At 65.9% G+C, this 25,485-nt stretch carries 23 protein-coding genes; 19 read left to right on the top strand and 4 right to left on the bottom strand.

Features of this window, described 5'->3' with window-relative positions; genetic code table 11:
• Positions 1-172 precede the first annotated feature (172 nt).
• The gene (locus BUB20358_RS21000) at positions 173-2,749 is read right to left on the bottom strand and encodes a [protein-PII] uridylyltransferase (protein ID WP_006764022.1); all 2,577 of its coding nucleotides are present in this window, start codon (positions 2,747-2,749) and stop codon (positions 173-175) included.
• 49 nt (positions 2,750-2,798) lie between these two features.
• Positions 2,799-3,614, bottom strand: a complete 816-nt coding sequence (gene map / locus BUB20358_RS20995) for a type I methionyl aminopeptidase (RefSeq protein WP_006764023.1) — start codon at positions 3,612-3,614, stop codon at positions 2,799-2,801.
• Positions 3,615-3,991: 377 nt separating this feature from the next.
• Here map and rpsB point away from each other — a divergent pair, with 377 nt between their 5' ends.
• The 16 genes from rpsB (at position 3,992) to BUB20358_RS20915 (ending at position 19,640) form a co-directional block, all read left to right on the top strand.
• Positions 3,992-4,732 carry a 30S ribosomal protein S2 gene (rpsB, locus tag BUB20358_RS20990; protein WP_035972151.1) on the top strand — a complete coding sequence of 247 codons (741 nt, stop codon included), beginning with the start codon at positions 3,992-3,994 and terminating at the stop codon, positions 4,730-4,732.
• A 162-nt stretch (positions 4,733-4,894) separates the two neighbouring features.
• On the top strand, positions 4,895-5,776 hold the full coding sequence (gene tsf / locus BUB20358_RS20985) for a translation elongation factor Ts (protein ID WP_035972153.1): 882 nt from the start codon (positions 4,895-4,897) through the stop codon (positions 5,774-5,776).
• 156 nt (positions 5,777-5,932) lie between these two features.
• Positions 5,933-6,646 carry a UMP kinase gene (gene pyrH, locus BUB20358_RS20980; protein WP_035972156.1) on the top strand — a complete coding sequence of 238 codons (714 nt, stop codon included), beginning with the start codon at positions 5,933-5,935 and terminating at the stop codon, positions 6,644-6,646.
• 96 nt (positions 6,647-6,742) lie between these two features.
• Positions 6,743-7,303: a ribosome recycling factor gene (gene frr, locus BUB20358_RS20975; RefSeq protein WP_006764027.1), complete on the top strand. Its 561-nt coding sequence runs from the start codon at positions 6,743-6,745 to the stop codon at positions 7,301-7,303.
• A gap of 49 nt (positions 7,304-7,352) precedes the next feature.
• A complete protein-coding gene (gene uppS / locus BUB20358_RS20970) occupies positions 7,353-8,135 on the top strand; it encodes a polyprenyl diphosphate synthase (RefSeq protein ID WP_006764028.1) in 783 nt (260 codons plus the stop codon).
• Positions 8,129-8,950, top strand: a complete 822-nt coding sequence (locus BUB20358_RS20965) for a phosphatidate cytidylyltransferase (RefSeq protein WP_006764029.1) — start codon at positions 8,129-8,131, stop codon at positions 8,948-8,950. Before uppS ends, BUB20358_RS20965 begins: the two co-directional genes overlap by 7 nt.
• A gap of 15 nt (positions 8,951-8,965) precedes the next feature.
• Positions 8,966-10,162: a 1-deoxy-D-xylulose-5-phosphate reductoisomerase gene (locus BUB20358_RS20960; protein ID WP_035972158.1), complete on the top strand. Its 1,197-nt coding sequence runs from the start codon at positions 8,966-8,968 to the stop codon at positions 10,160-10,162.
• A gap of 11 nt (positions 10,163-10,173) precedes the next feature.
• Complete coding sequence (rseP, locus tag BUB20358_RS20955; protein WP_035972159.1) at positions 10,174-11,544, top strand: RIP metalloprotease RseP; 1,371 nt, start codon at positions 10,174-10,176, stop codon at positions 11,542-11,544.
• A gap of 64 nt (positions 11,545-11,608) precedes the next feature.
• Positions 11,609-13,915 (top strand): outer membrane protein assembly factor BamA, encoded by a 2,307-nt coding sequence (gene bamA, locus BUB20358_RS20950; RefSeq protein ID WP_006764032.1) that lies wholly within the window; start codon positions 11,609-11,611, stop codon positions 13,913-13,915.
• A 64-nt stretch (positions 13,916-13,979) separates the two neighbouring features.
• On the top strand, positions 13,980-14,477 hold the full coding sequence (locus BUB20358_RS20945; RefSeq protein ID WP_035972161.1) for an OmpH/Skp family outer membrane protein: 498 nt from the start codon (positions 13,980-13,982) through the stop codon (positions 14,475-14,477).
• 16 nt (positions 14,478-14,493) lie between these two features.
• Positions 14,494-15,600: a UDP-3-O-(3-hydroxymyristoyl)glucosamine N-acyltransferase gene (gene lpxD / locus BUB20358_RS20940; RefSeq protein WP_006764034.1), complete on the top strand. Its 1,107-nt coding sequence runs from the start codon at positions 14,494-14,496 to the stop codon at positions 15,598-15,600.
• Between the two features lie 129 nt (positions 15,601-15,729).
• On the top strand, positions 15,730-16,197 hold the full coding sequence (fabZ, locus tag BUB20358_RS20935; protein WP_006495559.1) for a 3-hydroxyacyl-ACP dehydratase FabZ: 468 nt from the start codon (positions 15,730-15,732) through the stop codon (positions 16,195-16,197).
• 58 nt (positions 16,198-16,255) lie between these two features.
• Positions 16,256-17,044 carry an acyl-ACP--UDP-N-acetylglucosamine O-acyltransferase gene (gene lpxA, locus BUB20358_RS20930; protein ID WP_006764035.1) on the top strand — a complete coding sequence of 263 codons (789 nt, stop codon included), beginning with the start codon at positions 16,256-16,258 and terminating at the stop codon, positions 17,042-17,044.
• A gap of 3 nt (positions 17,045-17,047) precedes the next feature.
• A complete protein-coding gene (lpxB, locus tag BUB20358_RS20925; RefSeq protein ID WP_035972165.1) occupies positions 17,048-18,217 on the top strand; it encodes a lipid-A-disaccharide synthase in 1,170 nt (389 codons plus the stop codon).
• Positions 18,214-18,861 carry a ribonuclease HII gene (rnhB, locus tag BUB20358_RS20920; protein ID WP_006764036.1) on the top strand — a complete coding sequence of 216 codons (648 nt, stop codon included), beginning with the start codon at positions 18,214-18,216 and terminating at the stop codon, positions 18,859-18,861. The genes lpxB and rnhB overlap by 4 nt, the downstream gene beginning before the upstream one ends.
• Complete coding sequence (locus BUB20358_RS20915; protein WP_006764037.1) at positions 18,858-19,640, top strand: TrmH family RNA methyltransferase; 783 nt, start codon at positions 18,858-18,860, stop codon at positions 19,638-19,640. Before rnhB ends, BUB20358_RS20915 begins: the two co-directional genes overlap by 4 nt.
• 114 nt (positions 19,641-19,754) lie before the next feature.
• Here the strand turns inward: BUB20358_RS20915 and ppsR are convergent, their stop codons facing one another.
• Complete coding sequence (gene ppsR / locus BUB20358_RS20910) at positions 19,755-20,570, bottom strand: posphoenolpyruvate synthetase regulatory kinase/phosphorylase PpsR (protein WP_035972167.1); 816 nt, start codon at positions 20,568-20,570, stop codon at positions 19,755-19,757.
• Positions 20,571-20,946: 376 nt separating this feature from the next.
• On the opposite strand from ppsR, the gene ppsA reads away from it, so the two are divergent.
• The 3 genes from ppsA (at position 20,947) to BUB20358_RS20895 (ending at position 24,874) form a co-directional block, all read left to right on the top strand.
• Positions 20,947-23,346 carry a phosphoenolpyruvate synthase gene (gene ppsA, locus BUB20358_RS20905; RefSeq protein WP_174905112.1) on the top strand — a complete coding sequence of 800 codons (2,400 nt, stop codon included), beginning with the start codon at positions 20,947-20,949 and terminating at the stop codon, positions 23,344-23,346.
• 124 nt (positions 23,347-23,470) lie between these two features.
• Positions 23,471-23,905 (top strand): NfeD family protein, encoded by a 435-nt coding sequence (locus BUB20358_RS20900; RefSeq protein ID WP_006764040.1) that lies wholly within the window; start codon positions 23,471-23,473, stop codon positions 23,903-23,905.
• Positions 23,906-23,938: 33 nt separating this feature from the next.
• Complete coding sequence (locus tag BUB20358_RS20895; RefSeq protein WP_006764041.1) at positions 23,939-24,874, top strand: SPFH domain-containing protein; 936 nt, start codon at positions 23,939-23,941, stop codon at positions 24,872-24,874.
• 153 nt (positions 24,875-25,027) lie between these two features.
• Here the strand turns inward: BUB20358_RS20895 and smpB are convergent, their stop codons facing one another.
• Complete coding sequence (gene smpB, locus BUB20358_RS20890; RefSeq protein ID WP_006764042.1) at positions 25,028-25,474, bottom strand: SsrA-binding protein SmpB; 447 nt, start codon at positions 25,472-25,474, stop codon at positions 25,028-25,030.
• Positions 25,475-25,485 lie beyond the last annotated feature (11 nt).

Raw genomic sequence — 25,485 nt, 5'->3', positions numbered from 1 at the left:
CGGCGCGGACGCCTTTTTCGGGCGTGCCGGCTTCGCGGCCGCGGGCGGCGGCGCGGCGGGGCGTACCGCCTTGCGGGCGACGAGGCTGCCGGAGCGGACGGGGGCGCGGGTCGGCGACGCCGGCCGCGGATTCTTGACGGTCAATTTGGTGCGCATAAACGCTGGGGTTCGTTCAGACTGCGATCGCGCGCAGCAATTCGGTTTCGAGCTGGATCTGCAGACGGTTGTCGGACAGGCCGGCGCCATCGAGCAGGAAGATATCTTCGACGCGTTCGCCGAGCGTATTGATCCGCGCCGCATGGACGCCGACCCGATGCTCGGCCAGCACGCGCGCGATCGAATAGAGAAGGCCCGGCCGGTCGTTCGCGGACACGGACAGGATGTAGTACTGGCCGCGCTCGTCGGCCCGCAGGTCGACGCGCGGCGTGATCGGGAACGTCCGCGACAGCCGCGACAGGCGGCCCTTGGACGGCTCCGGCAGCGGCGCGGTTTCGGCCAGACGCGTCGCGAGCTGCTGCTCGACGAGATTCGCGATGTCGCGGTACTGCACGTCGCGCTCGGTCTGCGTGACGATGAAGTTGTCGAGCGCATAGCCGTGCTTCGTCGTGCTCACGCGCGCGTCGAGCACCGACAGCCCGTTGCGGTCGAAGTACGCGCAGATGCCCGCGAACAGGTCGGGGCGGTCCTTCACGTACACGAGCACCTGCAGCGCGTCGCCGATCGGCGACGGCCGCGCGCGGACGATCGCGGTTTCGGCGTTCACGTGCCGGTACAGCACGCGCGTCTGCCACGCGATGTCGGCCGCGTCATGGCGCAGGAAGAAGCCGATGTCGAGCTGGTCCCACAGCGCGCGATGCGCGTCGTCGGGCACGGTCTCGAGCCGCAGCAGCGCGAGCGCTTCCTCCTGCCGCGACTTCAGCTCCGAATGCGCGTCGGGATTCGCACCGCCGAGCACCGCGAGCGTGACGCGATAGAGATCCTCGAGCAGCTTGCCTTTCCACGCATTCCATACTTTCGGGCTCGTGCCGCGGATGTCGGCGACGGTCAGCAGATACAGCGCGGTCAGCCGACGCTCGCTGCCGACCAGCTCGGCGAAGCGCTTGATGACTTCCGGATCGCTGGTGTCCTGCTTCTGCGCGACCTGGCTCATTGTCAGATGATGCTGAACGAGCCACACGATCAGTGCCGCGTCGTCGCCCGCGATGCCGTGCTCGCGGCAGAAGCGGCGCGCATCGGCCATTCCGAGCGTCGAGTGATCGCCGCCGCGGCCCTTCGCGATGTCGTGGAACAGCGCGGCGACGTACAGCACCCACGGCCGCTCGAAGTTGCCGATCAGCTGGCTGCAGAACGGATATTCGTGCGCATGCTCGGCCACCGCGAAGCGGCGGATGTTGCGCAGCACCATCAGGATGTGCTGATCGACCGTGTACACGTGATACAGGTCGTGCTGCATCTGGCCGACGATGCGGCGGAAATTCAGCAGATAGCGACCGAGCACGCTCGTCTGGTTCATCAGCCGGAACGCGTGCGTGATGCCTTCGGGCTGCTGCAGGATCTGCATGAACGTGCGGCGGTTCTGCGGGTCGCGCCGCCACACGTCGTTCATGATCTCGCGCGAGTTGTACAGCGCGCGCAGCGTGCGCGCGGACAGGCCCTTCACGCCGCGAGTCGTCTCATATAGCAGAAACGCCTCGAGGATCGCGTCCGGATGACGCTCGAACACGCCGTCGTCGACGATTTCGAGCATTCCCTGTTTCTCGACGAAGCGATCGGGCGACAGCACGCGCGTGATGCCGCTCGTCGCCGGAAACAGCTGCGCCTCGATGTTCTGGATCAGGATCGTCGCGAGCTGTGTGACGGCCTTCGCAGCCCAGTAATAGCGGCGCATCAGCTGTTCGCTCGCGCGCTTGGCCGGCGTCGGCTGATAGCCGAAGCTTTGGGCCGCCTGCGTCTGCAGGTCGAACACCAGCATGTCCTGGCGGCGGCCGGCGATCACGTGCAACCGCGCGCGCAGCGTCTTCAGGAACCCTTCGTTGCGGCGCAGCTCGCGCGCTTCGCGCTCGGTGATGAGGCCGCGCGTGTCAAGTTCGCGCCAGCTGCTGCCGAAGCCGGCCGCGCGCGCGATCCACAGGATCGTCTGCAGGTCGCGCAGCCCGCCGGGGCTTTCCTTCACGTTCGGCTCGAGGCTGTACGGCGTGTCCTGGAATTTCGCGTGGCGCTGCCGCATCTCGAGCACCTTCGCGGTGAAGAACGCGCGTGCGTCGAGCGCTTCGTGATAGCGAACCGTGAAGCGCTCGAACAGCGCGGTGCTGCCGACGATGCGACGCGCTTCGAGCAGCGACGTCTGCACGGTGACGTCCTGCGACGCCTCTTCGATGCATTGCGCGACCGTGCGTACGCTGCTGCCGATCTCGAGGCCCAGATCCCACGCCATGCCGATGAAGCGCACGATGCGCGCGTCGAGTGCCGCATCGTGCGCATCGGGCAGCAGCACGAGGATGTCGACGTCCGAATGAGGGGCGAGCTCGCCGCGTCCGTAGCCGCCGACCGCGACGAGCGCGAGCGTCGCCGGCAGCGCGCAGTCGTCCCACACGCGCTTCAGCGCGTCGTCGGTGAGCTTCGACAGCGCGTGCATCAGCGACGCGACGTTGGTTGCGCTGCGAAAGCGTTCGAGCAGGTCGGCCTTCGCGGCCTTGAATTCGGCGCGCCGCGACAGCGCTTCGGGTGAGGGGGCAGCGTGAGCGCTCATGGGCGGCGGGTCGGATGCAGGGAAGGCGGGGCGGACGGCGCGGCGGCGCTCAGACCGCGGCGGCCGGTTGCGCGAATACGGGGCGCGCAGGCGTGCCGGCCGAGACGGTCAGCACTTCGTAGCCCGTTTCGGTGACGAGCACCGTGTGCTCCCATTGCGCGGACAGGCTGCGGTCGCGCGTCTTCACGGTCCACTGATCGGGCATCGTGCGGATGTCGCGCTTGCCGGCGTTGATCATCGGCTCGATCGTGAAGATCATGCCCGGCTTGAGCTCGATCCCGGTGCCCGGGCGGCCGTAGTGAACGACCTGCGGATCCTCGTGGAACACCGTGCCGATCCCATGCCCGCAGTATTCGCGCACGACGCTGTAGCCTTGCGCTTCCGCGTGCTTCTGGATCGCGTGGCCGATGTCGCCGAGGTGCGCGCCGGGGCGGACCTGGTCGATGCCGAGCCACATGCATTCGTAGGTCGTCTGCACGAGACGCTTCGCGAGGATCGACCCCTCGCCGACGATGAACATCCGGCTCGTGTCGCCGAAATAGCCGTTCTTGATCACGGTGATGTCGATGTTCAGCGCATCGCCGTTCTTCAGCACCTTCTCGCCCGGAATGCCGTGGCAGATCACGTCGTTGACCGAGATGCAGGTGGCTTTCGGGTACGGCGGATAGCCGGGCGGCTGATAGTTCAGCGGCGCGGGGATCGTGCCCTGCACCTTCACCATGTATTCGTGGCAGAGGCGGTCGAGTTCGGCGGTCGTGACGCCGGCGACCACGTGCGGCGTGATGAAGTCGAGCACTTCGCTCGCGAGACGGCAGGCGACGCGCATCTGGGCGATATCGTGTTCGTTTTTGAGCGTAATGGCCATCGAGGTATGCCTGCAATGCGGTGAATTGACGGATTATCGCACCTTATGGCGGCCCTCGCAGCCCCTGCCGGCCGCGCCGGTACGGGTTTTCGCCGATTGTCCGGGCCGCTGCCGCGCGGCTAGGCGAAAGTGCCGCGCGACTTGAGGGCCGATAAATCGGCGTGCTATACTCTCCGGCTAAGTCGACATCCGAATGCCGAATTTTCCTCGTGTCGGGGCGGTGTGAAGGTGGAAGGCTTGCGGCACGGGCATTTCGCACGTGCCGAATCGCAAGCCGGCGCACCCAGGGTGCCGGCCGCGCGCATGTCGTCCTTTCGGGCGCGTTCGCGCGGCGGTACGGCAGCCGGCTTAAGACCCAACCCTCGTGGAGAATTCACATGGCAGTCACGATGCGCCAAATGCTGGAAGCGGGTGTCCACTTCGGTCACCAGACGCGCTTCTGGAACCCGAAGATGGCTCCGTTCATTTTCGGTCACCGCAACAAGATTCACATCATCAACCTCGAAAAGACGCTGCCGATGTTCACCGACGCACAGAAGTACGTGCGTCAGCTGGCAGCGAACCGCGGCACGATCCTGTTCGTCGGCACGAAGCGCCAGTCGCGCGACACGATCGCTCAGGAAGCGCAGCGCGCAGGCATGCCGTACGTCAACGCCCGCTGGCTCGGCGGCATGATGACCAACTTCAAGACGCTGAAGGTGTCGATCAAGCGCCTGAAGGACATGGAAGCGGCGGTCGAGGCGGGCGAGCTCGAGAAGATGAGCAAGAAGGAAGCGCTGCTGTTCGAGCGTGAAATCGCGAAGCTGCAGAAGTCGATCGGCGGCGTGAAGGACATGGGCGGCATTCCGGACGCGATCTTCGTCGTCGACGTCGGCTACCACAAGATCGCCGTCACCGAAGCGAACAAGCTCGGCGTGCCGGTCATCGCGGTGGTCGATACGAACCACTCGCCGGAAGGCGTGGATTACGTGATCCCGGGCAACGACGACTCGAGCAAGGCTGTCGCGCTGTACGCGCAAGGCATCGCCGACGCGATCCTGGAGGGCCGTGCGAACGCGGTCAACGAAGTGGTTCAGGCTGTGCGTGGCGACGACGAATACGTCGAGGAAAACGCGTAACTGGCCCCGAGCCGGCGCAAAAAGGGGGCTCTCAACAGGCCCCCTTTTTTTAAGCTTGTGCGCCGGACCTGATCGCGTCGAATCGGCGCGGGTCCGGAAACGAATCCCCGCCGCTCGCGTCCAAGCGGGCGGCGTTGTGAATACAGACTCAAGGAGCGAATGATGGCGGCAATTACCGCAAGCATGGTGGCAGAACTGCGCGCAAAGACCGACGCACCGATGATGGAGTGCAAGAAGGCGCTGACGGAAGCCGACGGCGATCTGGCCAAGGCTGAAGAGTTGCTGCGCGTCAAGCTCGGCAACAAGGCGAGCAAGGCGGCATCGCGCGTGACGGCCGAAGGCGTCGTCGCATCGTTCGTCGGCGGCAACGTCGGCGCGCTCGTCGAACTGAACTGCGAAACCGACTTCGTCGCGAAGAACGACGACTTCCTCGCGTTCTCGAAGCAGGTCGCCGAGCTGGTCGCGACGAAGAACCCGGCCGACGTGGCCGCGCTGTCGGCGCTGCCGCTCGACGGCAAGACGGTCGACGAAGTGCGTCTCGCGCTGGTCGGCAAGATCGGCGAGAACATCTCGATCCGCCGTTTCGTCCGCTTCGAAACCGCGAACAAGATCGCGACGTACCTGCACGGCAGCCGCATCGGCGTGATCGTCGAGTACACGGGCGCCGACGAGCAGGTCGGCAAGGACGTCGCGATGCACGTCGCGGCAATGAAGCCGGTCGCGCTGTCGTCGGACGACGTGCCGGCCGAGCTGATCGAGACGGAGCGTCGCGTCGCCGAGCAGAAGGCGGCCGAATCGGGCAAGCCGGCCGAGATCGTCGCGAAGATGGTCGACGGCAGCGTCCAGAAGTACCTGAAGGAAGTGTCGCTGCTGAACCAGACGTTCGTGAAGAACGACAAGCAGACGATCGAGCAGATGCTGAAGGCCGCGAATGCCGCAGTGCAGAAGTTCGCGCTGTTCGTCGTCGGCGAAGGCATCGAGAAGCGCCAGGACGACTTCGCCGCCGAAGTGGCCGCGCAGGTCGCAGCGGCAAAGCAGCAGTAAGCAGTCAGGCAGTATCCGCGGCGGGCGTCCGCTCCGCCGCGGCCGGCGGCGTCGCCGGCCGGCCGGGAAACCCGGTCCGGCCGTCGGCGCTTGCCCGAATCAGTATTTCGCCCCTACAGTTCGTGGTTGTCATCCTCTCGTCGCTCGGAAGCCCCTATGTCCAATGCCTATAAACGCGTCCTCCTCAAACTCTCCGGCGAAGCGCTGATGGGCGACGATGCCTTCGGCATCAATCGCGCGACGATCGAACGGATGGTGGCCGATATCGCCGAAGTCGTGCGTCTGGGTACGCAGATGGCGGTGGTGATCGGCGGCGGTAACATTTTCCGCGGCGTCGCGGGCGGCGCGGCCGGCATGGACCGCGCGACGGCCGACTACATGGGGATGCTCGCGACGATGATGAACGCGCTGGCGCTGCAGGACGCGATGCGCCACGCCGGTATCGAGGCGCGCGTGCAGTCCGCGCTGCGGATGGACCAGGTGGTCGAGCCGTACATCCGCCCGCGCGCGATCCGCCAGCTCGAGGAAGGCAAGGTCGTGATCTTCGCGGCCGGCACCGGCAACCCGTTCTTCACGACCGATACGGCGGCCGCGCTGCGCGGCTCGGAAGTGGGCGCGGAGGTCGTGCTGAAGGCGACGAAGGTCGATGGCGTATATTCTGCCGATCCGAAGAAGGATCCGTCGGCGACCCGCTACGCGACGATCAGCTTCGACGAGGCGATCAGCCGCAACCTGCAGGTGATGGACGCGACCGCGTTCGCGCTGTGCCGCGACCAGAAGCTGCCGATTCGCGTGTTTTCGATCAACAAGCCGGGCGCGCTCAAGCGCATCGTGCTGGGCGAGGACGAAGGTACGCTCGTCCACGTGTAAACTCCCGCGGATGCGGGCAACCGGCGCCGGCCGCGACATGCGTGCGCGCCGCGCGAGGCCCGCGTTCTTTGAAGGTTTGAAGGTTCGGAGGTTGAAATGAGTGTCGCTGATATCAAGAAGGGCGTCGAGCAGAAGATGCAGCGCTCGATCGAAGCGTTCAAGAACGATCTGGCGAAGATCCGTACGGGCCGTGCGCATACCGGTCTGCTCGATCACGTGCAGGTCGACTACTACGGGTCGATGGTGCCGATTTCGCAGGTGGCGAACCTGACGCTCGTCGACGCCCGCACGATCGGCGTGCAGCCGTGGGAAAAGAACATGGTCGCGAAGGTCGAGAAGGCGATCCGCGAAGCCGATCTCGGTCTGAACCCGGCCACGACCGGCGACGTGATCCGCGTGCCGATGCCGGCGCTGACCGAAGAGCGCCGCCGCGAGCTGACGAAGGTCGTCAAGAGCGAAGGCGAAACGGCCAAGGTCGCGATCCGCAACCTGCGCCGCGACGCGAACGAAGCGCTGAAGAAGCTCGTGAAGGACAAGGAAATCTCCGAGGACGACGAGCGACGCGCCGGCGACGACGTGCAGAAGCTCACCGACAAGCACGTTGCCGAAATCGACAAGCTCGTGCAGACCAAGGAAGCCGAGATCATGACGGTCTGACGACCGTCCTCGCGCGCCGCCTTCTTTCCGCATCACTGTCTCAACGGCCATGACCTATACCAGCTCTACTGTTCGCGTGCCTGACGTCGGCGCCGTGCCGCGTCACATCGCGATCATCATGGACGGCAACGGTCGTTGGGCGACCGAACGCCGCTTGCCGCGCGTCGCCGGCCATACGCGCGGCGTCGATGCCGTGCGGGCGGTGGTCGAAGGCTGCGCGCGCGCCGGCGTCGAATATCTGACGCTGTTCGCGTTCAGTTCCGAAAACTGGCGACGGCCGACCGAAGAAGTGTCGTTCCTGATGCGGCTGTTCATCACCGCGCTCGAACGCGAGGTCGGCAAGCTGCACGCGAACGGCATCCGTCTGCGGGTCGTCGGCGATCTCGAGCGTTTCGAGCCGCGCATCCGCGAACTGATCCGCCGTGCCGAAACGAAGACGGCGCGCAACACGCGCCTCACGCTGACGATCGCCGCGAACTACGGCGGTCGATGGGACATCCTGCAGGCGACGAAGAAGCTCGTCGAGCAGGCCGCGCGCGAGGGCCGCGAGATCGAGGTGACGGAAGAGGCGTTCGCGCCGCACCTCGCGATGGCGTATGCGCCGGAGCCCGATCTGTTCATCCGTACCGGCGGCGAGCAGCGCGTCAGCAATTTTCTGCTGTGGCAGCTCGCGTACGCCGAATTCTATTTCACCGACAAATACTGGCCGGACTTCGACGGCGCGGCGCTCGCCGACGCGATCGCGTCGTATACCGAGCGCGAGCGCCGTTTCGGGCGCACCAGCGCGCAGCTCGAACCGCAGTCGCAGAACGCCGACTCCCTTTCATGCTGAAAACCCGTGTGATCACGGCAGTCGTGATGCTGGCAGTGCTGCTGCCGGTCACGCTGTTCGCGCCGCTTGCCGCCTTCGGCGCGTTGATCGGCATCGTGCTCGTGTTCGCCGCGTGGGAATGGGCGCGCCTGCTGAAGCTCGGCAGCGCCGGTTCCATCGTCTACGCGATCGTCGCGGCGCTGGCGCTCGCGGCCACCACGCCGCTCGGCATCGACGTCGTTTCGTCCCGCCCCCTTTTTTGGGCGGCCGGCGTGTTCTGGCTGCTGGTCGGCCCGTTCGCGCTGCGGCGCAAGCCCGAGCTCGCGGCCGGCGTATGGCGGCCGTTTCTGCTCGCGGCCGGCCTGATCGTGTTCGCCGCGTGCTGGCACGCGCTCGTCGCGGCCCGCGCGCAGAGCGTTGCGTTCGTGCTGTCGTTGCTGCTGGTCGTCTGGCTTGCCGATATCGGCGCATACTTCGCCGGCAAGGCATTCGGAAAGCGTAAACTGGCCGTCACGATCAGCCCCGGCAAGAGCTGGGAAGGCGCGATCGGCGGCTGGCTCGCGGTGATGATCGTCGCGGGCGTCGCGATGGCCGCGCACCGGTTCGAGCCGACCCTGTTTTCGGCGTTCGCCGCGCACTACGGGATGCCGGGCGCGTGGGCCGCGCTGACGCTGCTCGTCGCGTACAGCGTGATCGGCGACCTGTTCGAGTCGCTGCTCAAGCGGCAGGCGGGCGTGAAGGATTCGAGCGGACTGCTGCCCGGCCACGGCGGCGTGCTCGACCGCGTCGACGCGCTGCTGCCGGTGCTGCCGCTCGCGATGCTGCTGCTTGGTTAAACCACTATTTCTGTTATGCAAAAACGTCTGACATTGCTCGGTTCCACGGGCTCGATCGGAGACAGCACGCTCGACGTGGTCGCGCGCCATCCCGAGCGTTTCTCGGTCTACGCGCTGACCGCGCACCGCAATGGCGACAAGCTCGTCGAGCAGTGTCTGCGCTTCGCGCCCGAAGTCGCGGTGGTCGGCGATGCGGCGACGGCCGAACGCGTCGAAGCGCAGTTGCGCGCGGCGGGCAGCAAGACGATCGTGCTGTACGGGCCGCAGGCGCTCGTCGACGTATCGAAGAGCGACGGCTGCGATACGGTCGTCGCGGCGATCGTCGGCGCGGCGGGCCTCGCGCCGAGCCTCGCGGCGGCACGCGCCGGCAAGCGCATCCTGCTCGCGAACAAGGAATCGCTGGTGATGTCCGGCTCGATCTTCATGGACGCGGTGCGCGACCACGGCGCGATCCTGCTGCCGGTCGACAGCGAGCACAACGCGATCTTCCAGTGCATGCCGCGCGACGCGGCCGAGCACGGCGGGATTTCGAAGATCATCCTGACCGCGTCGGGCGGGCCGTTCCGCACGCGCGAGCCGGCCACGCTGGTCGACGTGACGCCCGACGAGGCGTGCAAGCATCCGAACTGGGTGATGGGCCGCAAGATCTCGGTCGATTCCGCGACGATGATGAACAAGGGCCTCGAGGTGATCGAGGCGCACTGGATCTTCGGGTTGCCGGGCGACCGGATCGACGTGCTGATCCATCCGCAGAGCGTGATCCATTCGCTGGTGTCGTACCGCGACGGCTCGGTGCTCGCGCAACTGGGCAACCCGGACATGCGCACGCCGATCGCGCACGCGCTCGCGTTTCCCGACCGCGTCGACGCGGGCGTCGATCCGCTCGACCTTGCGCAGATCGCGCAGCTGTCGTTCGAGAAGCCCGATTACGCGCGCTTCCCGTGTCTCGCGCTCGCGCTGAAGGCGCTCGATGAAGGCGGTATCGCGAGCGCCGCGCTGAACGCGGCGAACGAAGTGGCGGTCGAAGCGTTTCTCGAGCGCCGGATCGGCTTCATGGCGATCGCGGCGACCGTCGAGGCCGTGCTCGACGCGCTGCCGAACCGCACGCCGAACGGGCTCGACGACGTCCTCGCGGCCGATGCCGACGCGCGTCGCCTCGCCGCCGAAATCATTGCGAAAGCGCCTGCGCCACGCGTGGAGCGCACAGTCTGAATGAGGTGCTCATGAACGTGCTGGTCGAACTGATCGCGTTTGCGGTGGCGATCGGGGTGCTGGTCGTCGTGCATGAGTACGGACATTATCGCGTCGCGCGTTGGTGCGGCGTGAAGGTGCTGCGGTTCTCGATCGGTTTCGGCCAGCCCGTCGCGCGCTGGGTCAGCCGCAAGACGGGCACCGAGTGGACGCTGTCCGCGCTGCCGCTCGGCGGCTACGTGAAGATGCTCGACGAGCGCGAGCCCGGCCCCGGCGTGAAGCCGGAGGAACTCGATCAGGCGTTCAACCGGCAGCCGGTCTTCAAGCGTATCGCGATCGTCGCGGCCGGCCCGATCGCGAATTTCCTGTTGGCAATCGTGCTGTTCTCCGCGGTATTCGCGACCGGCGTGACCGAGCCGGCCGCGGTCGTCGCGCCGCCGGCGGCCGGCACGGTCGCGGCCCGCGCGGGCTTCGACGGTACCGAGACGATCGTGTCGATCCGCGACGCGCAAGGCGGCGAGCCGGAACCGGTGCGATCCTGGTCGGACCTGCGCTGGAAGCTGCTGGCCGCCGCGTTCGATCACCGCGAGGTCGTGCTCGGCGCGCGCGACGGCGGTTCGACGTTCGACTTCCGCGTCGATCTGCGCAATGTTCCCGAAAGCGAACTCGACGACGACTTCATGATGCACCTCGGCTTCGAGACCGGCGGCGGCACGCTGTCGGTCGCGTCGGTGCAGCCGGGTAGTGCGGCGCAGCAAGCCGGGCTGAAGCCGGGCGACAAGCTGCTCGCGCTCGACGGCAAGCCGATCGGCGGCGCATCGCGTTTCATCGATACCGTCAAGCATCACGCCGGCGCCGCGGTCGAACTGCGGATCGAGCGCAACGGCGCCGTGCAGACGGTGTCGATCGTGCCGCAGGCGCAGCGCGATGAAGAGTCGGGGCAGCAGATCGGGCGCATCGGCGCGGCGCTGTCGATGCATACGCCGTCGGTCGACGTGCGTTACGGGCCGCTCGAGAGCCTGCAGCTCGGCGCGCGCCGCACGTGGGACATCGCCGTCTATTCGGTGCGGATGTTCGGGCGGATGATTACCGGCAACGCATCGCTGAAAAATCTGTCCGGGCCGGTGACGATTGCGGACTACGCGGGCAAGAGTGCGCGGCTCGGACCGTCGGCGTTCGTGTCGTTCCTCGCCCTTGTCAGCATTAGCCTCGGCGTGCTGAACTTGTTGCCGATTCCCGTTTTGGACGGGGGGCATCTGTTATATTATCTGGTTGAAGCCGCGACCGGGAAAGCCGTCTCGGAGCGCTGGCAACTGATTCTGCAAAGAGCCGGGTTGATCTGCATCGTTGCGTTGTCGGCGATCGCGCTGTTCAACGATCTGGCTCGGCTAATCCATTTCTGAAGCGTCAGGCGGCGGCCGGTCGGCCGCCGCCTGATTTGATGCAGCTAAACATTGGGGATGCACGTTGTTCAAACCTCATCGCTTTGTACCTAAGACAGTTGCAGCGGCCGCGCTCGCCGCGCACGGCCTCGCGGCGCATGCAGCGGCACCGTTCGTGGTGCAAGACATCAAGATCGAGGGGTTGCAGCGCGTCGAACCGGGTTCGGTGTTCGCGTACCTGCCGATCAAGCAAGGCGATACGTTCACCGACGACAAGGCATCCGAAGCGATCCGTGCGCTGTACGCGACGGGCTTTTTCAACGACGTGCGGATCGCGACGCAGGGCAACGTCGTGATCGTGCAGGTGCAGGAGCGTCCCGCGATCGCGTCGATCGACTTCACCGGCACGAAGGAGTTCGACAAGGACAACCTGACGAAGGCGCTGCGCGCGGTCGGTCTCGCAGACGGCCGCTACTACGACAAGGCGCTGGTCGACAAGGCGGAGCAGGAACTCAAGCGCCAGTACCTGACGCGCGGCTTCTACGCAGCCGAAGTCAAGACGACGGTGACGCCGGTCGACGCGAACCGCGTGTCGATCCTCTTCGCGGTGGCCGAAGGGCCGAGCGCGAAGATCCGCCAGATCAACTTCATCGGCAACAAGGCGTTCAGCACGAGCACGCTGCGCGACGAGATGCAGCTGTCCACGCCGAACTGGTTCTCGTGGTACACGAAGAACGACCTGTATTCGAAGGAAAAGCTGACCGGCGACCTCGAGGCCGTGCGCTCGTACTACCTGAACCGCGGCTACCTCGAATTCAACATCGAGTCGACGCAGGTGTCGATCTCGCCCGACAAGAAGGACATGTACCTGACGGTCACGCTGCACGAAGGCGAGCCGTACACGGTGTCGGGCATCAAGCTGTCGGGCAACCTGCTCGATCGCGAAGCGGAACTGAACAAGCTGATCAAGATCAAGCCGGGCGACCGCTTCTCCGCGGAGAAGCTGCAGCAGACGACGAAGGCGATCGTCGACAAGCTCGGCGAGTACGGCTATGCGTTCGCGACCGTCAACGCGCAGCCGGACATCGATCAGGTGAACCACAAGGTGAACCTGAACCTCGTCGTCGATCCGAGCCGCCGCGTGTACGTGCGCCGCATCAACGTCGTCGGCAACACGCGCACGCGCGACGAAGTGGTGCGCCGCGAAATGCGCCAGCTCGAAAGCTCGTGGTTCGATTCGAACCGCCTCGCGCTGTCGAAGGACCGCGTGAACCGTCTCGGCTACTTCACGAACGTCGACGTGACGACGGTGCCGGTCGAAGGCACGAACGACCAGGTCGACGTGAACGTGAAGGTCGACGAAAAGCCGACCGGCGCGATCACGCTGGGTGCCGGCTTCTCGTCGACGGACAAGGTCGTGCTGTCGGCCGGCGTGTCGCAGGACAACGTGTTCGGCTCCGGCACGAGCCTCGCGGTGAACGTGAACACCGCGAAGAGCTACCGCACGCTGACCGTCACGCAGGTCGACCCGTACTTCACCGTCGACGGCATCAAGCGGATCACCGACGTCTACTACCGCACGTATCAGCCGCTCTACTATTCGACGAGCTCGAGCTTCCGGATCATCAGCGCGGGCGGCAACCTGAAGTTCGGCATCCCGTTCTCCGAAGTCGACACCGTCTACTTCGGCGCAGGCTTCGAGCAGAACCGCCTCGACGTCGATTCGAACACGCCGCAGAGCTACCAGGATTACGTGAACGAGTTCGGCCGCGTGTCGAACACGGTGCCGCTGACCGTCGCATGGTCGCGCGACGCGCGCGACAGCGCGCTGATTCCGAGCCGCGGCTACTTCACGCAGGCGAACATCGAATACGGCGTGCCGGTCGGCAAGATCCAGTACTACAAGGCCGATCTGCAGGCGCAGTACTACTATTCGTTCTCGCGCGGCTTCATCCTCGGGCTGAACCTGCAAGGCGGCTACGGTAACGGTATCGGCAACCCGTACCCGATCTTCAAGAACTACTACGCGGGCGGTATCGGCTCCGTGCGCGGCTACGAGCCGAGCTCGCTGGGCCCACGCGATACGAAGACGAACGACCCGATCGGCGGCTCGAAGATGCTGGTCGGCAACATCGAGCTGACGTTCCCGCTGCCGGGCACCGGCTACGACCGCACGCTGCGCGTGTTTACGTTCCTCGACGGCGGTAACGTGTGGGGCAACGCGCCGGGCGGCAACAGCACCGGCGCGAACGGATTGCGCTACGGCTACGGCGTCGGCCTCGCATGGATCTCGCCGATCGGCCCGCTGAAGCTGAGCCTCGGCTTCCCGCTGCAGAAGCACGAAGGCGACCAGTACCAGAAATTCCAGTTCCAGATCGGGACGGCGTTCTGATCGAACGGACAACAACAGCAACGAGAGGGTAATTTTGCTAACCGGTAAGTTTTCGAAACGAGTGATGTGCGCGCTGACCGTTGCACTGGCCTTGGGCGCCGCGACGGTACACGCACAGGACGTCGCCCGCATCGCGGCGGTCAATTCGGATCGGATCCTGCGCGAGTCGGCGCCCGCGAAGGCGGCGCAGACGAAGCTCGAAGCCGAGTTCGCGAAGCGCGACAAGGATCTGCAGGACATGGCGGCGCGCCTGAAGGCGTTGTCCGACTCGCTCGACAGGAACGGCGCGTCGATGTCGGGCGCCGATCGCGCGCAGAAGCAGCGCGATCTCGCGCAGCTCGATACCGACTTCCAGCGCAAGCAGCGCGAGTTCCGCGAAGACCTGAACCAGCGTCGCAACGAGGAACTGGCCGCCGTGCTCGACAAGGCGAACAAGGTCATCAAGCAGATCGCCGAGCAGCAGAACTACGACCTGATCGTGCAGGAAGCCGTGTACGTCAGTCCGCGCATCGACATCACCGACAAGGTGCTGAAGGCACTCGCGTCCGGCTCGACGAACTGAACGGAGCAGACGACGAATGGCATTGACGCTCGAGGAACTCGTAAAGCGGTTCGGCGGCGAGATCGTCGGCGACGCACAGTGCAAGGTGAGCGGCCTCGCGCCGCTCGATCAGGCAGGCCCTCAGCAGCTCGCGTTCCTCGCGAATCCGAAGTACCTGTCGCAGGTCGAATCGACCCGCGCGGGTGCGGTGCTGATCTCGCCGAAGGATCTGGAGAAGCTCGGCACCGCCGCTAGCGGTCCGGACGCCGGCGCCCGACCGGTCGCCCGCAATTTCATCGTGACGCCGAATCCGTACGCGTATTTCGCGCGCGTCGCGCAGATGTTCATCGATCTCGCCGCGCCGCCGCGCGCGGCCGGCGTGCATCCGAGCGCGACGATCGATCCGGCCGCGAAGGTCGCCGCGAGCGCGGTGATCGGCCCGCACGTGACGGTCGAGGCCGGCGCGGTAATCGAAGACGGCGTGCAGCTCGACGCGAACGTATTCGTCGGCCGCGGCACGACGATCGGCGCGGGCTCCCATCTGTATCCGAACGCATCGGTGTACCACGGCTGCACGATCGGCCCGCGCGCGATCATCCATTCGGGCGCGGTGATCGGCTCGGACGGGTTCGGTTTCGCGCCGGACTTCGTCGGCGAAGGCGACGCGCGCACCGGCACGTGGGTCAAGATTCCGCAGGTCGGCGGCGTGACGATCGGTCCGGACGTCGAGATCGGCGCGAACACGACGATCGACCGCGGCGCGATGGCCGACACCGTCATCGAGGAGTGCGTGAAGATCGACAACCAGGTGCAGATCGGACACAACTGCCGGATCGGCGCCTATACGGTGATCGCCGGCAGCGCCGGCATCGCGGGCAGCACGACGATCGGCCGCCATTGCATGATCGGCGGCGCGGCCGGGATCGCCGGCCACGTGACGCTCGGCGACTACGTGATCATCACCGCGAAGTCGGGCGTGTCGAAGTCGCTGCCGAAGGCCGGCATCTACACGAGCGCATTCCCGGCCGTCGACCACGGCGAATGGAACAAGAGCGCCGCGCTCGTGCGCAACCTCGACAAGCTGCGCGACCGCATCAAGGCGCTCGAAACCGCGCTCGCCGCCCAGGGCGGCACGGACGCCTGACCGGCACCATGCGAGACCTCGACCGGGCAAGGCCTGCGCATCCGGCCCGGTCAGCCAGACCGGGCCGCGCGGCGGCCTGCATCAGCCTTTGCATCACCACCGCGCAGCCTTTGCGTGAGACGAACCATCATGAGCACTGAAAAAATCAATCTCGACATCCACAAGATCCTCACGCTGCTGCCGCATCGCTATCCGATTCTGCTCGTCGACCGCGTACTCGAACTCGAACCGCACAAGGGGATCAAAGCGCTGAAGAACGTGTCGATCAACGAGCCATTCTTCCAGGGACATTTCCCGAAGCGGCCGGTGATGCCGGGCGTGCTGATTCTCGAAGCGCTCGCACAGGCGGCCGCGCTGCTGACCTTCGCGGAAGAGCAGCCGAAGGATCCGGAAAACACGCTGTACTACTTCGTCGGCATCGACGGTGCGCGCTTCAAGCGCGTGGTCGAACCGGGCGATCAGCTGATTCTGAACGTGACGTTCGAGCGCTATATCCGCGGGATCTGGAAGTTCAAGGCAGTGGCGGAAGTGGACGGCAAGGTGGCGGCGGAAGCCGAACTGATGTGCACGGTCAAGACGGCCGACGCGGCGCCCTGAGCGACGCGGCACACATGGGCAACGCAACGCGACACACCACATCGAGAGGCAACGGCGCATGACCAGGATTCATCCCACCGCGATCGTCGAACCGGGCGCGCAGATCGACGAATCGGTCGAGATCGGCCCGTACGCGATCATCGGTCCGCACGTGACGATCGGCGCACGCACGACGATCGGCTCGCATAGCGTGATCGAAGGCCACACGACGCTCGGCGAGGACAACCGCATCGGCCATTACGCATCGGTCGGCGGCCGTCCGCAGGACATGAAATACAAGGACGAGCCGACCCGGCTCGAGATCGGCAACCGCAACACGATCCGCGAATTCACGACGATCCATACGGGCACCGTGCAGGACGCCGGCGTGACGACGATCGGCGACGACAACTGGATCATGGCTTACGTGCATATCGGCCATGACTGCCGTGTCGGCAATCACGTGGTGCTGTCGAGTAACGCGCAGATGGCCGGCCACGTCGAGATCGGCGACTGGGCGATCATCGGCGGGATGTCGGGCGTTCACCAGTTCGTGCGCATCGGCGCGCATGCGATGCTCGGCGGCGCGTCCGCGCTCGTGCAGGACGTGCCGCCGTTCGTGATCGCGGCCGGCAACAAGGCCGAGCCGCACGGGATCAACGTCGAAGGGCTGCGCCGGCGCGGCTTCTCGCCGGACGCGATCTCGGCACTGCGCACCGCGTATCGACTGCTGTACAAGAACGGCCTGTCGCTCGAAGAGGCGAAGGTGCAGCTGCGCGAGCTCGCGCAGGCGGGCGGCGAAGGCGACGAAGCCGTCGCCGCGTTCGTCCGGTTCATCGACGCGTCCCAGCGCGGCATCATCCGCTAAGCGATGCCGCTCCCGACCAACCAGCTTCGGCTCGCGATGGTGGCCGGCGAGCCTTCGGGCGACCTGCTCGGTGCGTCGCTGCTCGGCGGGCTGCGCGAGCGGCTGCCCGAGTCGGCCCAGTATTACGGGATCGGCGGGCAGCGGATGATCGCGCACGGCTTCGATTCGCACTGGCAGATGGACAAGCTGACCGTGCGCGGCTACGTCGAGGCGCTCGGCCAGATCCCCGAGATCCTGCGGATTCGCGGCGAGCTGAAGCGTCAGCTGCTCGCGGAGCGGCCGGACGTGTTCATCGGCGTCGACGCGCCCGACTTCAACTTCAACGTCGAGCAGGCGGCGCGCGACGCGGGCATTCCGTCGATCCACTTCGTGTGTCCGTCGATCTGGGCGTGGCGCGGCGGCCGGATCAAGAAGATCGTCAAGTCGGTCGATCACATGCTGTGCCTGTTCCCGTTCGAGCCGGCAATTCTCGACAAGGCCGGTGTCGCATCGACGTACGTCGGCCATCCGCTCGCCGACGAAATTCCGCTCGAGCCCGATACGCACGGCGCGCGCATCGCGCTCGGCCTGCCGGCCGACGGCCCGGTGATCGCGGTGCTGCCGGGCAGCCGGCGCTCGGAAATCGCGCTGATCGGTCCGACGTTCTTCGCGGCGATGGCGCTGATGCAGCAGCGTGAGCCGGGCTTGCGATTCGTGATGCCGGCCGCCACGCCGGCGCTGCGCGAACTGCTGCAGCCGCTCGTCGATGCGCATCCGCAGCTCGCGCTGACGATTACCGACGGCCGTTCGCAGGTCGCGATGACGGCCGCCGACGCGATCCTCGTGAAGAGCGGCACCGTCACGCTGGAAGCCGCGCTGCTGAAAAAGCCGATGGTGATCTCGTACAAGGTGCCGTGGCTGACCGGGCAGATCATGCGCCGGCAGGGCTATCTGCCGTACGTCGGCTTGCCGAACATTCTCGCCGGCCGCTTCGTCGTGCCGGAGCTGCTCCAGCATTTCGCGACGCCAGAGGCGCTCGCCGACGCGACGCTCACGCAGCTGCGCGACGATGCGAATCGCCGCACGCTGACCGAGGTCTTCACCGAAATGCACGTGTCGCTGCGGCAGAACACCGCCGCGAAGGCAGCCGACGCGGTCGTGCGCGTGCTCGAGCAACGCAAGAGGCGCGCATGACGACGACGGTACGTGTATTGCGCCGCGTCGCGTCCGGCGAAGTGCAGGGCGGTTTCGACTTCAATCGGCCCGGCGAGATCGTCTGCGGCGTCGACGAAGCCGGACGCGGGCCGCTCGCCGGGCCGGTGGTCGCCGCCGCGGTGATCCTCAATCCCGAGCGGCCGATCGACGGGCTCGACGATTCGAAGGTGCTGTCCGCGAAAAAGCGCGACGCGCTGTACGAGCTGATCGTCGAGCGTTCGCTCGCCTATTGCGTCGCGTCCGCGAGCGTCGACGAAATCGATACGCTGAACATCCTGCACGCGACGATGCTCGCGATGAAGCGCGCGGTCGAAGGCCTGTCGATCCTGCCGACGCTCGCGCAGATCGACGGCAATCGCTGTCCGACGCTGTCGGTGCGCGCGGAGGCGATCGTCAGCGGGGACGCGCTGGTGCCGAGCATTTCCGCCGCATCGATTCTCGCGAAGGTCACGCGCGACCGGATGCTCGTCGATCTGCACGAACGCTTTCCGGTGTACGGCTTCAACGTGCATGCGGGCTACGGCACCGAGAAACACCTTGCCGCACTGCGCGAGCACGGCCCGTGCGAAGCGCATCGGCGCTCGTTCGCGCCGGTCCGTGCAGCGCTCGATCTGATTCGATGAAAGTCATTACGTCCCGCGACAATCCGCTGTACAAGCGTCTGAAGGCGCTCGCGGGTTCGACGCCGCATCAGCGCCGCAGCGGCCAGGCGCTGCTCGAAGGTTTCCATCTCGCGAGCGCGTATCTCGACACGGGCGCCGCGCCGGAGCTGTGCGTCGCGACCGAAGGCGCGCTGCAGCATGCGGAAGCGCAGGCGATCGTCGCGCGTGTCGACGCACAGCGCGTCGTCACGCTGCCGGACGCGCTGTTCGGCCAACTGTCGAACGTCGTGAACGGCGTCGGATTCCTGCTGCTCGTCGATCGGCCCGCGCAGCCGCTGCCGGAGCGCGTCGCGCACACGTCGGTCGTGCTCGACGGCGTGCAGGACGCCGGCAACGTCGGCTCGATCCTGCGCAGCGCGGCGGCGGCCGGCGTGCGGCACGTGTTCTGCGCGCCGGGCACCGCGTATGCGTGGTCGTCGAAGGTGCTGCGCTCCGGAATGGGCGCGCATTTCCTGCTGTCGATCCACGAAGACGTCGCGCCCGACGTGCTCGCGGGTCGGCTCGACGTGCCGATCGCGCTGACCGACTCGCACGGCGCGCAGGCGATCTACGACTGCGACCTGTCGCAGCCGGTCGCATGGGTGTTCGGCAACGAGGGCGCCGGCGTGTCGGCGTTCTGGCGCGATGCGGCCACGCATCGCGTGACGATTCCGCAGCCGGGCGGGATGGAGTCGCTGAACGTCGCGGCCGCTGCCGCGGTGTGCCTGTTCGAACAGGTGCGGCAGCAGCGGCGCGCTTGACGTCCGCGCGCGAACAGCACGCGCGCTCGCCCGCGCAACGAAAAAAGGCCGCGTCGAACGCGGCCTTTTTGCCATTCGGCGACAGCGCGGCGGCGGCCGCGGTGCACGACGCAATCAGTACGACTGCCGGTCGAGCCGGATCTCCTGCAGGATCGTCGTCGCGATTTCCTCGATCGACTTGTGCGTCGACGACAGCCACTTGATCCCTTCGCGCCGCATCATCGCCTCGGCCTCGTTGATCTCGTAGCGGCAGTTCTCCGGCGCCGCGTACTTGCTGCCGGGCCGCCGCTCGTTGCGGATTTCGGACAGCCGCTGCGGATCGATCGACAGCCCGAACAGCTTGTCGCGGTGCGGCGCCAGCGCGGACGGCAGCTTGCCGCGCTCGAAGTCTTCCGGAATCAGCGGATAGTTCGCGGCCTTCACGCCGTACTGCATCGCGAGATACAGGCTCGTCGGCGTCTTGCCGCTGCGCGATACGCCGACGAGGATCACGTCCGCCTCCGACAGATTGCGGTTCGACTGGCCGTCGTCGTGCGCGAGCGAGAAGTTGATCGCCTCGATCCGCGTCTTGTATTCCTCGGTGTCCGCGTTCTGGTGGCCGCGGCCCATCGCATGGCTCGACTTCAGCTGCAGTTCCTGCTCGAGCGGTTCGACGAAGCGCTGGAACATGTCGAGCACGAGCGCGTTCGAGCGCTTGACGATGTCGTTCGACTCGCTGTCGACCAGCGTCGTGAACACGATCGAGCGGCGGCCGTCGTGCACGGCGGCGTCGTTGATTTTCTCGACGGTCGCATACGCCTTGTCGAGCGAATCGACGAACGGCACGCGCACGAGGCGGAATTTCTGATCGAACTGGGACAGGATCGAGTGCGCGAAGGTCTCGGCGGTGATACCGGTGCCGTCGGACACGATGAAAACGGTAGGCAGCATGAATCTGGGCGTCGAACGTGGAGGGCGGTTGCGCGGGCGGCCGAGGCCCGCCTCCACACGCAGTGACAAGGTCGCGCCACATCCGGCAGCCGGCACGGTAGAATAGCGGCAACCTGTTGGATAAGCAATTGCGGGGGCGCGGCGCGATCGACGCCCGAGGCTTGCCGCGATCCACCGAGAAATTCCCGGCAAGTTCGGCGATTTGTCTGAAAATATCGCATTTCTGCCGGGATTTTTGTAAATCGGGTCGAAAGCGCTTCGGCCGCTGCGATTGTTTATCTAACAGGTTGCGCAAGACGCGCCGCGCCTTTTTGCAAGCGCCCGCGTTCAAGCCCACTTGCGCGATCGAGCATTTTTTTCACACTTAGGGGCTTGTATGACTAACGCAGCAAACGTCGCAAAGGACCAGGCGTATGTAATTCCGTTCGAGCAGTTGCGGATGACCGATGTGGAGATCGTTGGCGGCAAGAATGCGTCGCTCGGCGAGATGATCAGCCAGCTTTCCGAAGCAGGCGTTCGCGTACCCACCGGTTTCGCCACGACCGCGCTCGCTTTCCGCGATTTCCTCAAGCACAACGACCTCACCGACCGCATCGCGAAGCGTCTCGAGTCGCTCGACATCGACGACGTGAAGGCGCTCGCCGAAGCCGGCGCCGAAATCCGCAAGTGGATCGTCGACGCGCCGCTGCAGCCGCGTCTCGAGCAGGAAATCCGCGCGCAGTTCGAAGTGCTGCAAAGCGGCTCGCCGGGCGAGCTGTCGTTCGCGGTGCGCTCGTCGGCCACGGCCGAAGACCTGCCCGACGCGTCGTTCGCGGGTCAGCAGGAATCGTATCTGAACGTCGTCGGCATCGACGACGTGCTCGATCGCATGAAGCACGTGTTCGCGTCGCTGTACAACGACCGCGCGATCTCGTATCGCGTGCACAAGGGCTTCACGCACGCCGAGGTCGCGCTGTCGGCCGGCGTGCAGCGCATGGTGCGCTCGGACGTCGGCGCGGCCGGCGTGATGTTCACGATCGACACCGAATCGGGCTTCAAGGACGCCGTCTTCATCACGTCGAGCTACGGTCTCGGCGAAACGGTCGTGCAGGGTGCGGTGAACCCGGACGAGTTCTACGTGTTCAAGACGACGCTCGCGCAGGGCAAGTACCCGATCATCCGCCGCTCGATCGGCTCGAAGCTGATCAAGATGGAGTTCACGCAGCCGGGCGAGCCGGGCCGCGTGAAGACGGTCGACGTGCCGCACGAGCAGCGCAACCGCTACTCGATCACCGACGACGACGTGATAGAGCTCGCGAAATACGCGGTCATCATCGAGAAGCACTACCAGCGTCCGATGGACATCGAGTGGGGCAAGGACGGCCGCGACGGCAAGATCTTCATCCTGCAGGCGCGTCCGGAAACGGTGAAGAGCCAGGCGAGCGGCAAGGCCGAGCAGCGCTTCAAGCTGAAGGGCCAGTCGCAGGTGCTCGCGACGGGTCGCGCGATCGGCCAGAAGATCGGCGCGGGCCCGGTGCGCGTGATTCAGGATCCGTCGGAAATGGAGCGCGTGCAGCCGGGCGACGTGCTGGTCGCCGACATGACCGACCCGAACTGGGAGCCGGTGATGAAGCGCGCGTCCGCGATCGTCACGAACCGCGGCGGCCGGACCTGCCACGCGGCGATCATCGCCCGCGAGCTCGGCCTGCCGGCGGTGGTCGGCTGCGGCGACGCGACCGACGTGCTGAAGGACGGCGCGCTCGTCACGGTGTCGTGTGCGGAAGGCGACGAAGGCAAGATCTACGACGGCCTGCTCGAGACCGAAGTGACCGAAGTGCAGCGCGGCGATCTGCCGGAAATCCCGGTCAAGATCATGATGAACGTCGGCAACCCGCAGCTCGCGTTCGACTTCTCGCAGCTGCCGAACGCCGGTGTCGGCCTCGCGCGCCTCGAGTTCATCATCAACAACAACATCGGCGTACACCCGAAGGCGATTCTCGAGTATCCGAACGTCGACCAGGATCTGAAGAAGGCGGTCGAGAGCGTCGCGCGCGGTCACGCATCGCCGCGTGCGTTCTACGTCGACAAGCTGACCGAAGGCGTCGCGACGATCGCCGCGGCGTTCTATCCGAAGCCCGTGATCGTGCGTCTGTCCGACTTCAAGTCGAACGAGTACAAGAAGCTGATCGGCGGTTCGCGCTACGAGCCGGACGAGGAAAACCCGATGCTGGGCTTCCGCGGCGCGTCGCGCTACATCGCCGACGATTTCGCGCAGGCGTTCGAGATGGAGTGCCGTGCGCTGAAGCGCGTGCGCGACGAGATGGGCCTGACCAACGTCGAGATCATGGTGCCGTTCGTGCGGACCGTGAAGCAGGCGGAGCGCGTCGTCGGCCTGCTCGAGAAGTTCGGCCTGAAGCGCGGCGAAAACGGCCTGCGCCTCGTGATGATGTGCGAAGTCCCGACCAACGCGATCCTCGCCGAAGCGTTCCTGCAGCACTTCGACGGTTTCTCGATCGGTTCGAACGACCTCACGCAGCTCACGCTCGGCCTCGACCGCGACTCGGGCATGGAACTGCTCGCCGTCGACTTCGACGAGCGCGATCCCGCCGTGAAGTTCCTGCTCAAGCGCGCGATCGATACCTGCCGCAAGATGGGCAAGTACGTCGGCATCTGCGGCCAGGGCCCGTCCGATCATCCGGACTTCGCGCAGTGGCTGACCGACGAAGGCATCGTGTCGATCTCGCTGAACCCCGACACGATCATCGACACGTGGCAGGCGCTGGCGAACCGCAAGTAACGATTCGTCATCGGTCTTCGACGAAAGGGCGGCGCAACCGCTCTTTCGATGAAGGCAAGCTGCAAGGTTCATGCTATAAACACCCCGGTATGTACCGGGGTGTTTTCGTTTGCAGGAGACCACAATGATGTCGGGGCATCTGTTCTGGTGGATCGGGGTCGGCGTATTGGTCGTCGCCGAGCTGTTGACCGGCACGTTCTATCTGCTGATGATCGCGCTCGGCTTTCTCGCGGGCGGGTTGCTGCAGTTCGCGGGCTTCGCGCCGCACGTGCAGCTCGGCGCGGCCGCCGCGGTGGCCGTCGTCGCGATGATCGTGCTGCGCCGCTCGGGGCTCGGACGCAAGCAGAAGCGCGATACGTCGACGAATCCCGACGTCAATCTCGACATCGGCGCGACCGTCGCCGTCGACGCGTGGCGCGACGGACGCGCGCGCGTCCAGTATCGCGGCGCCGAGTGGGACGTCGAGCTCGCTGCCGGCGAGCGCGACGATGCGCGTGTCTATCAGGTGAGCGCCGTGCGCGGCAACTGTCTCGTGGTCGTGGCGAAGCGCCCGGGCTGATCGTCCGTTGATAAAACAAGGAGGGAATGCATGATGGATACGCTGATCGTCTGGGTCGTGCTGCTCGTCATCGCGATCGTGCTGGTGTCGAAGACGGTGAAGATCGTGCCGCAGCAGCATGCGTGGGTGCTCGAGCGCTTCGGCCGCTATCACGCGACGCTGTCGCCCGGCCTCAACATCGTGCTGCCGTTCGTCGATCGGATCGCGTATCGGCACGTGCTCAAGGAAATTCCGCTCGACGTGCCGAGCCAGGTCTGCATCACGCGCGACAACACGCAGCTGCAGGTGGACGGCGTGCTGTACTTCCAGGTGACCGATCCGATGAAGGCGTCGTACGGGTCGAGCAATTTCGTGCTCGCGATCACGCAGCTCGCGCAGACGACGCTGCGCTCGGTGGTCGGCAAGCTCGAGCTCGACAAGACGTTCGAGGAGCGCGACTTCATCAACCACAGCATCGTGTCGGCGCTCGACGAAGCGGCCGCGAACTGGGGCGTGAAGGTGCTGCGCTACGAGATCAAGGACCTGACGCCGCCGAAGGAAATCCTGCACGCGATGCAGGCGCAGATCACCGCGGAGCGTGAAAAGCGCGCATTGATCGCGGCGTCCGAAGGGCGCAAGCAGGAGCAGATCAACCTCGCGTCCGGCGCGCGCGAGGCGGCGATCCAGAAATCCGAAGGCGAGCGGCAGGCGGCGATCAACCAGGCGCAGGGCGAGGCGGCTGCGATTCTCGCGGTGGCCGACGCGAATGCACAGGCGATCCAGAAGATCGCGAACGCGATTCAGTCGCAGGGCGGGATGGATGCGGTGAGCCTGAAGATCGCCGAGCAATATGTCGGCGCATTCTCGAACCTCGCGAAGCAGGGCAATACGCTGATCGTGCCGTCGAATCTGTCGGATCTCGGCACCGCGATCGCGTCGGCGCTGACCATCGTCAAGAGCGCGGCGCCCGTTGCAAGCGGAAAGGGCTGACATGGGCATGCGTGCGGCGCCGGCCGCTGCCGGCGGCGTGCGGCGAATCGTCGCGCAGCCCGCCGATCGACACGCTCGTTCGGCGCCTTCAAAACGACACGGCCCGCTTCGCGCGGGCCGTGTCGTTTGCGATGCGCGTCGAGCGCGGCGGCGTCAGGTGCCCGCCCGCAGGATGCGCGCCTTTTCGCGCTCCCAATCGCGCTTCTTCTCGGTTTCGCGCTTGTCGTGCAGCTTCTTGCCCTTCGCAAGCGCGATGTCGCATTTCACGCGGCCGCCCTTGTAGTGGAAGTTCAGCGGCACGAGCGTGTAGCCGCGCTGCTCGACCTTGCCGATCAGTTTCTTGATTTCGTCACGGTGCAGCAGCAGCTTGCGCGTGCGCACCGGATCGGGCTTGATGTGCGTCGAGGCCTCGGGCAGCGGGCTGATGTGCGTGCCGATCAGGAAGATCTCGGCGTTCTTGATCACGACGTAGCCTTCCTTGATCTGACCGCGCCCGGCGCGCAACGCCTTGACTTCCCAGCCCTCCAGCACGAGCCCGGCCTCGTAGCGTTCCTCGATGTGGTAATCGAAGTGCGCTTTCCTGTTGTCGATGATGCTCATGAAGGGATCGG

The organism is Burkholderia dolosa, assembly GCF_902499135.1.
Classification (GTDB): domain Bacteria; phylum Pseudomonadota; class Gammaproteobacteria; order Burkholderiales; family Burkholderiaceae; genus Burkholderia; species Burkholderia dolosa.
This window is presented reverse-complemented; position numbering and strand designations above follow the sequence as displayed.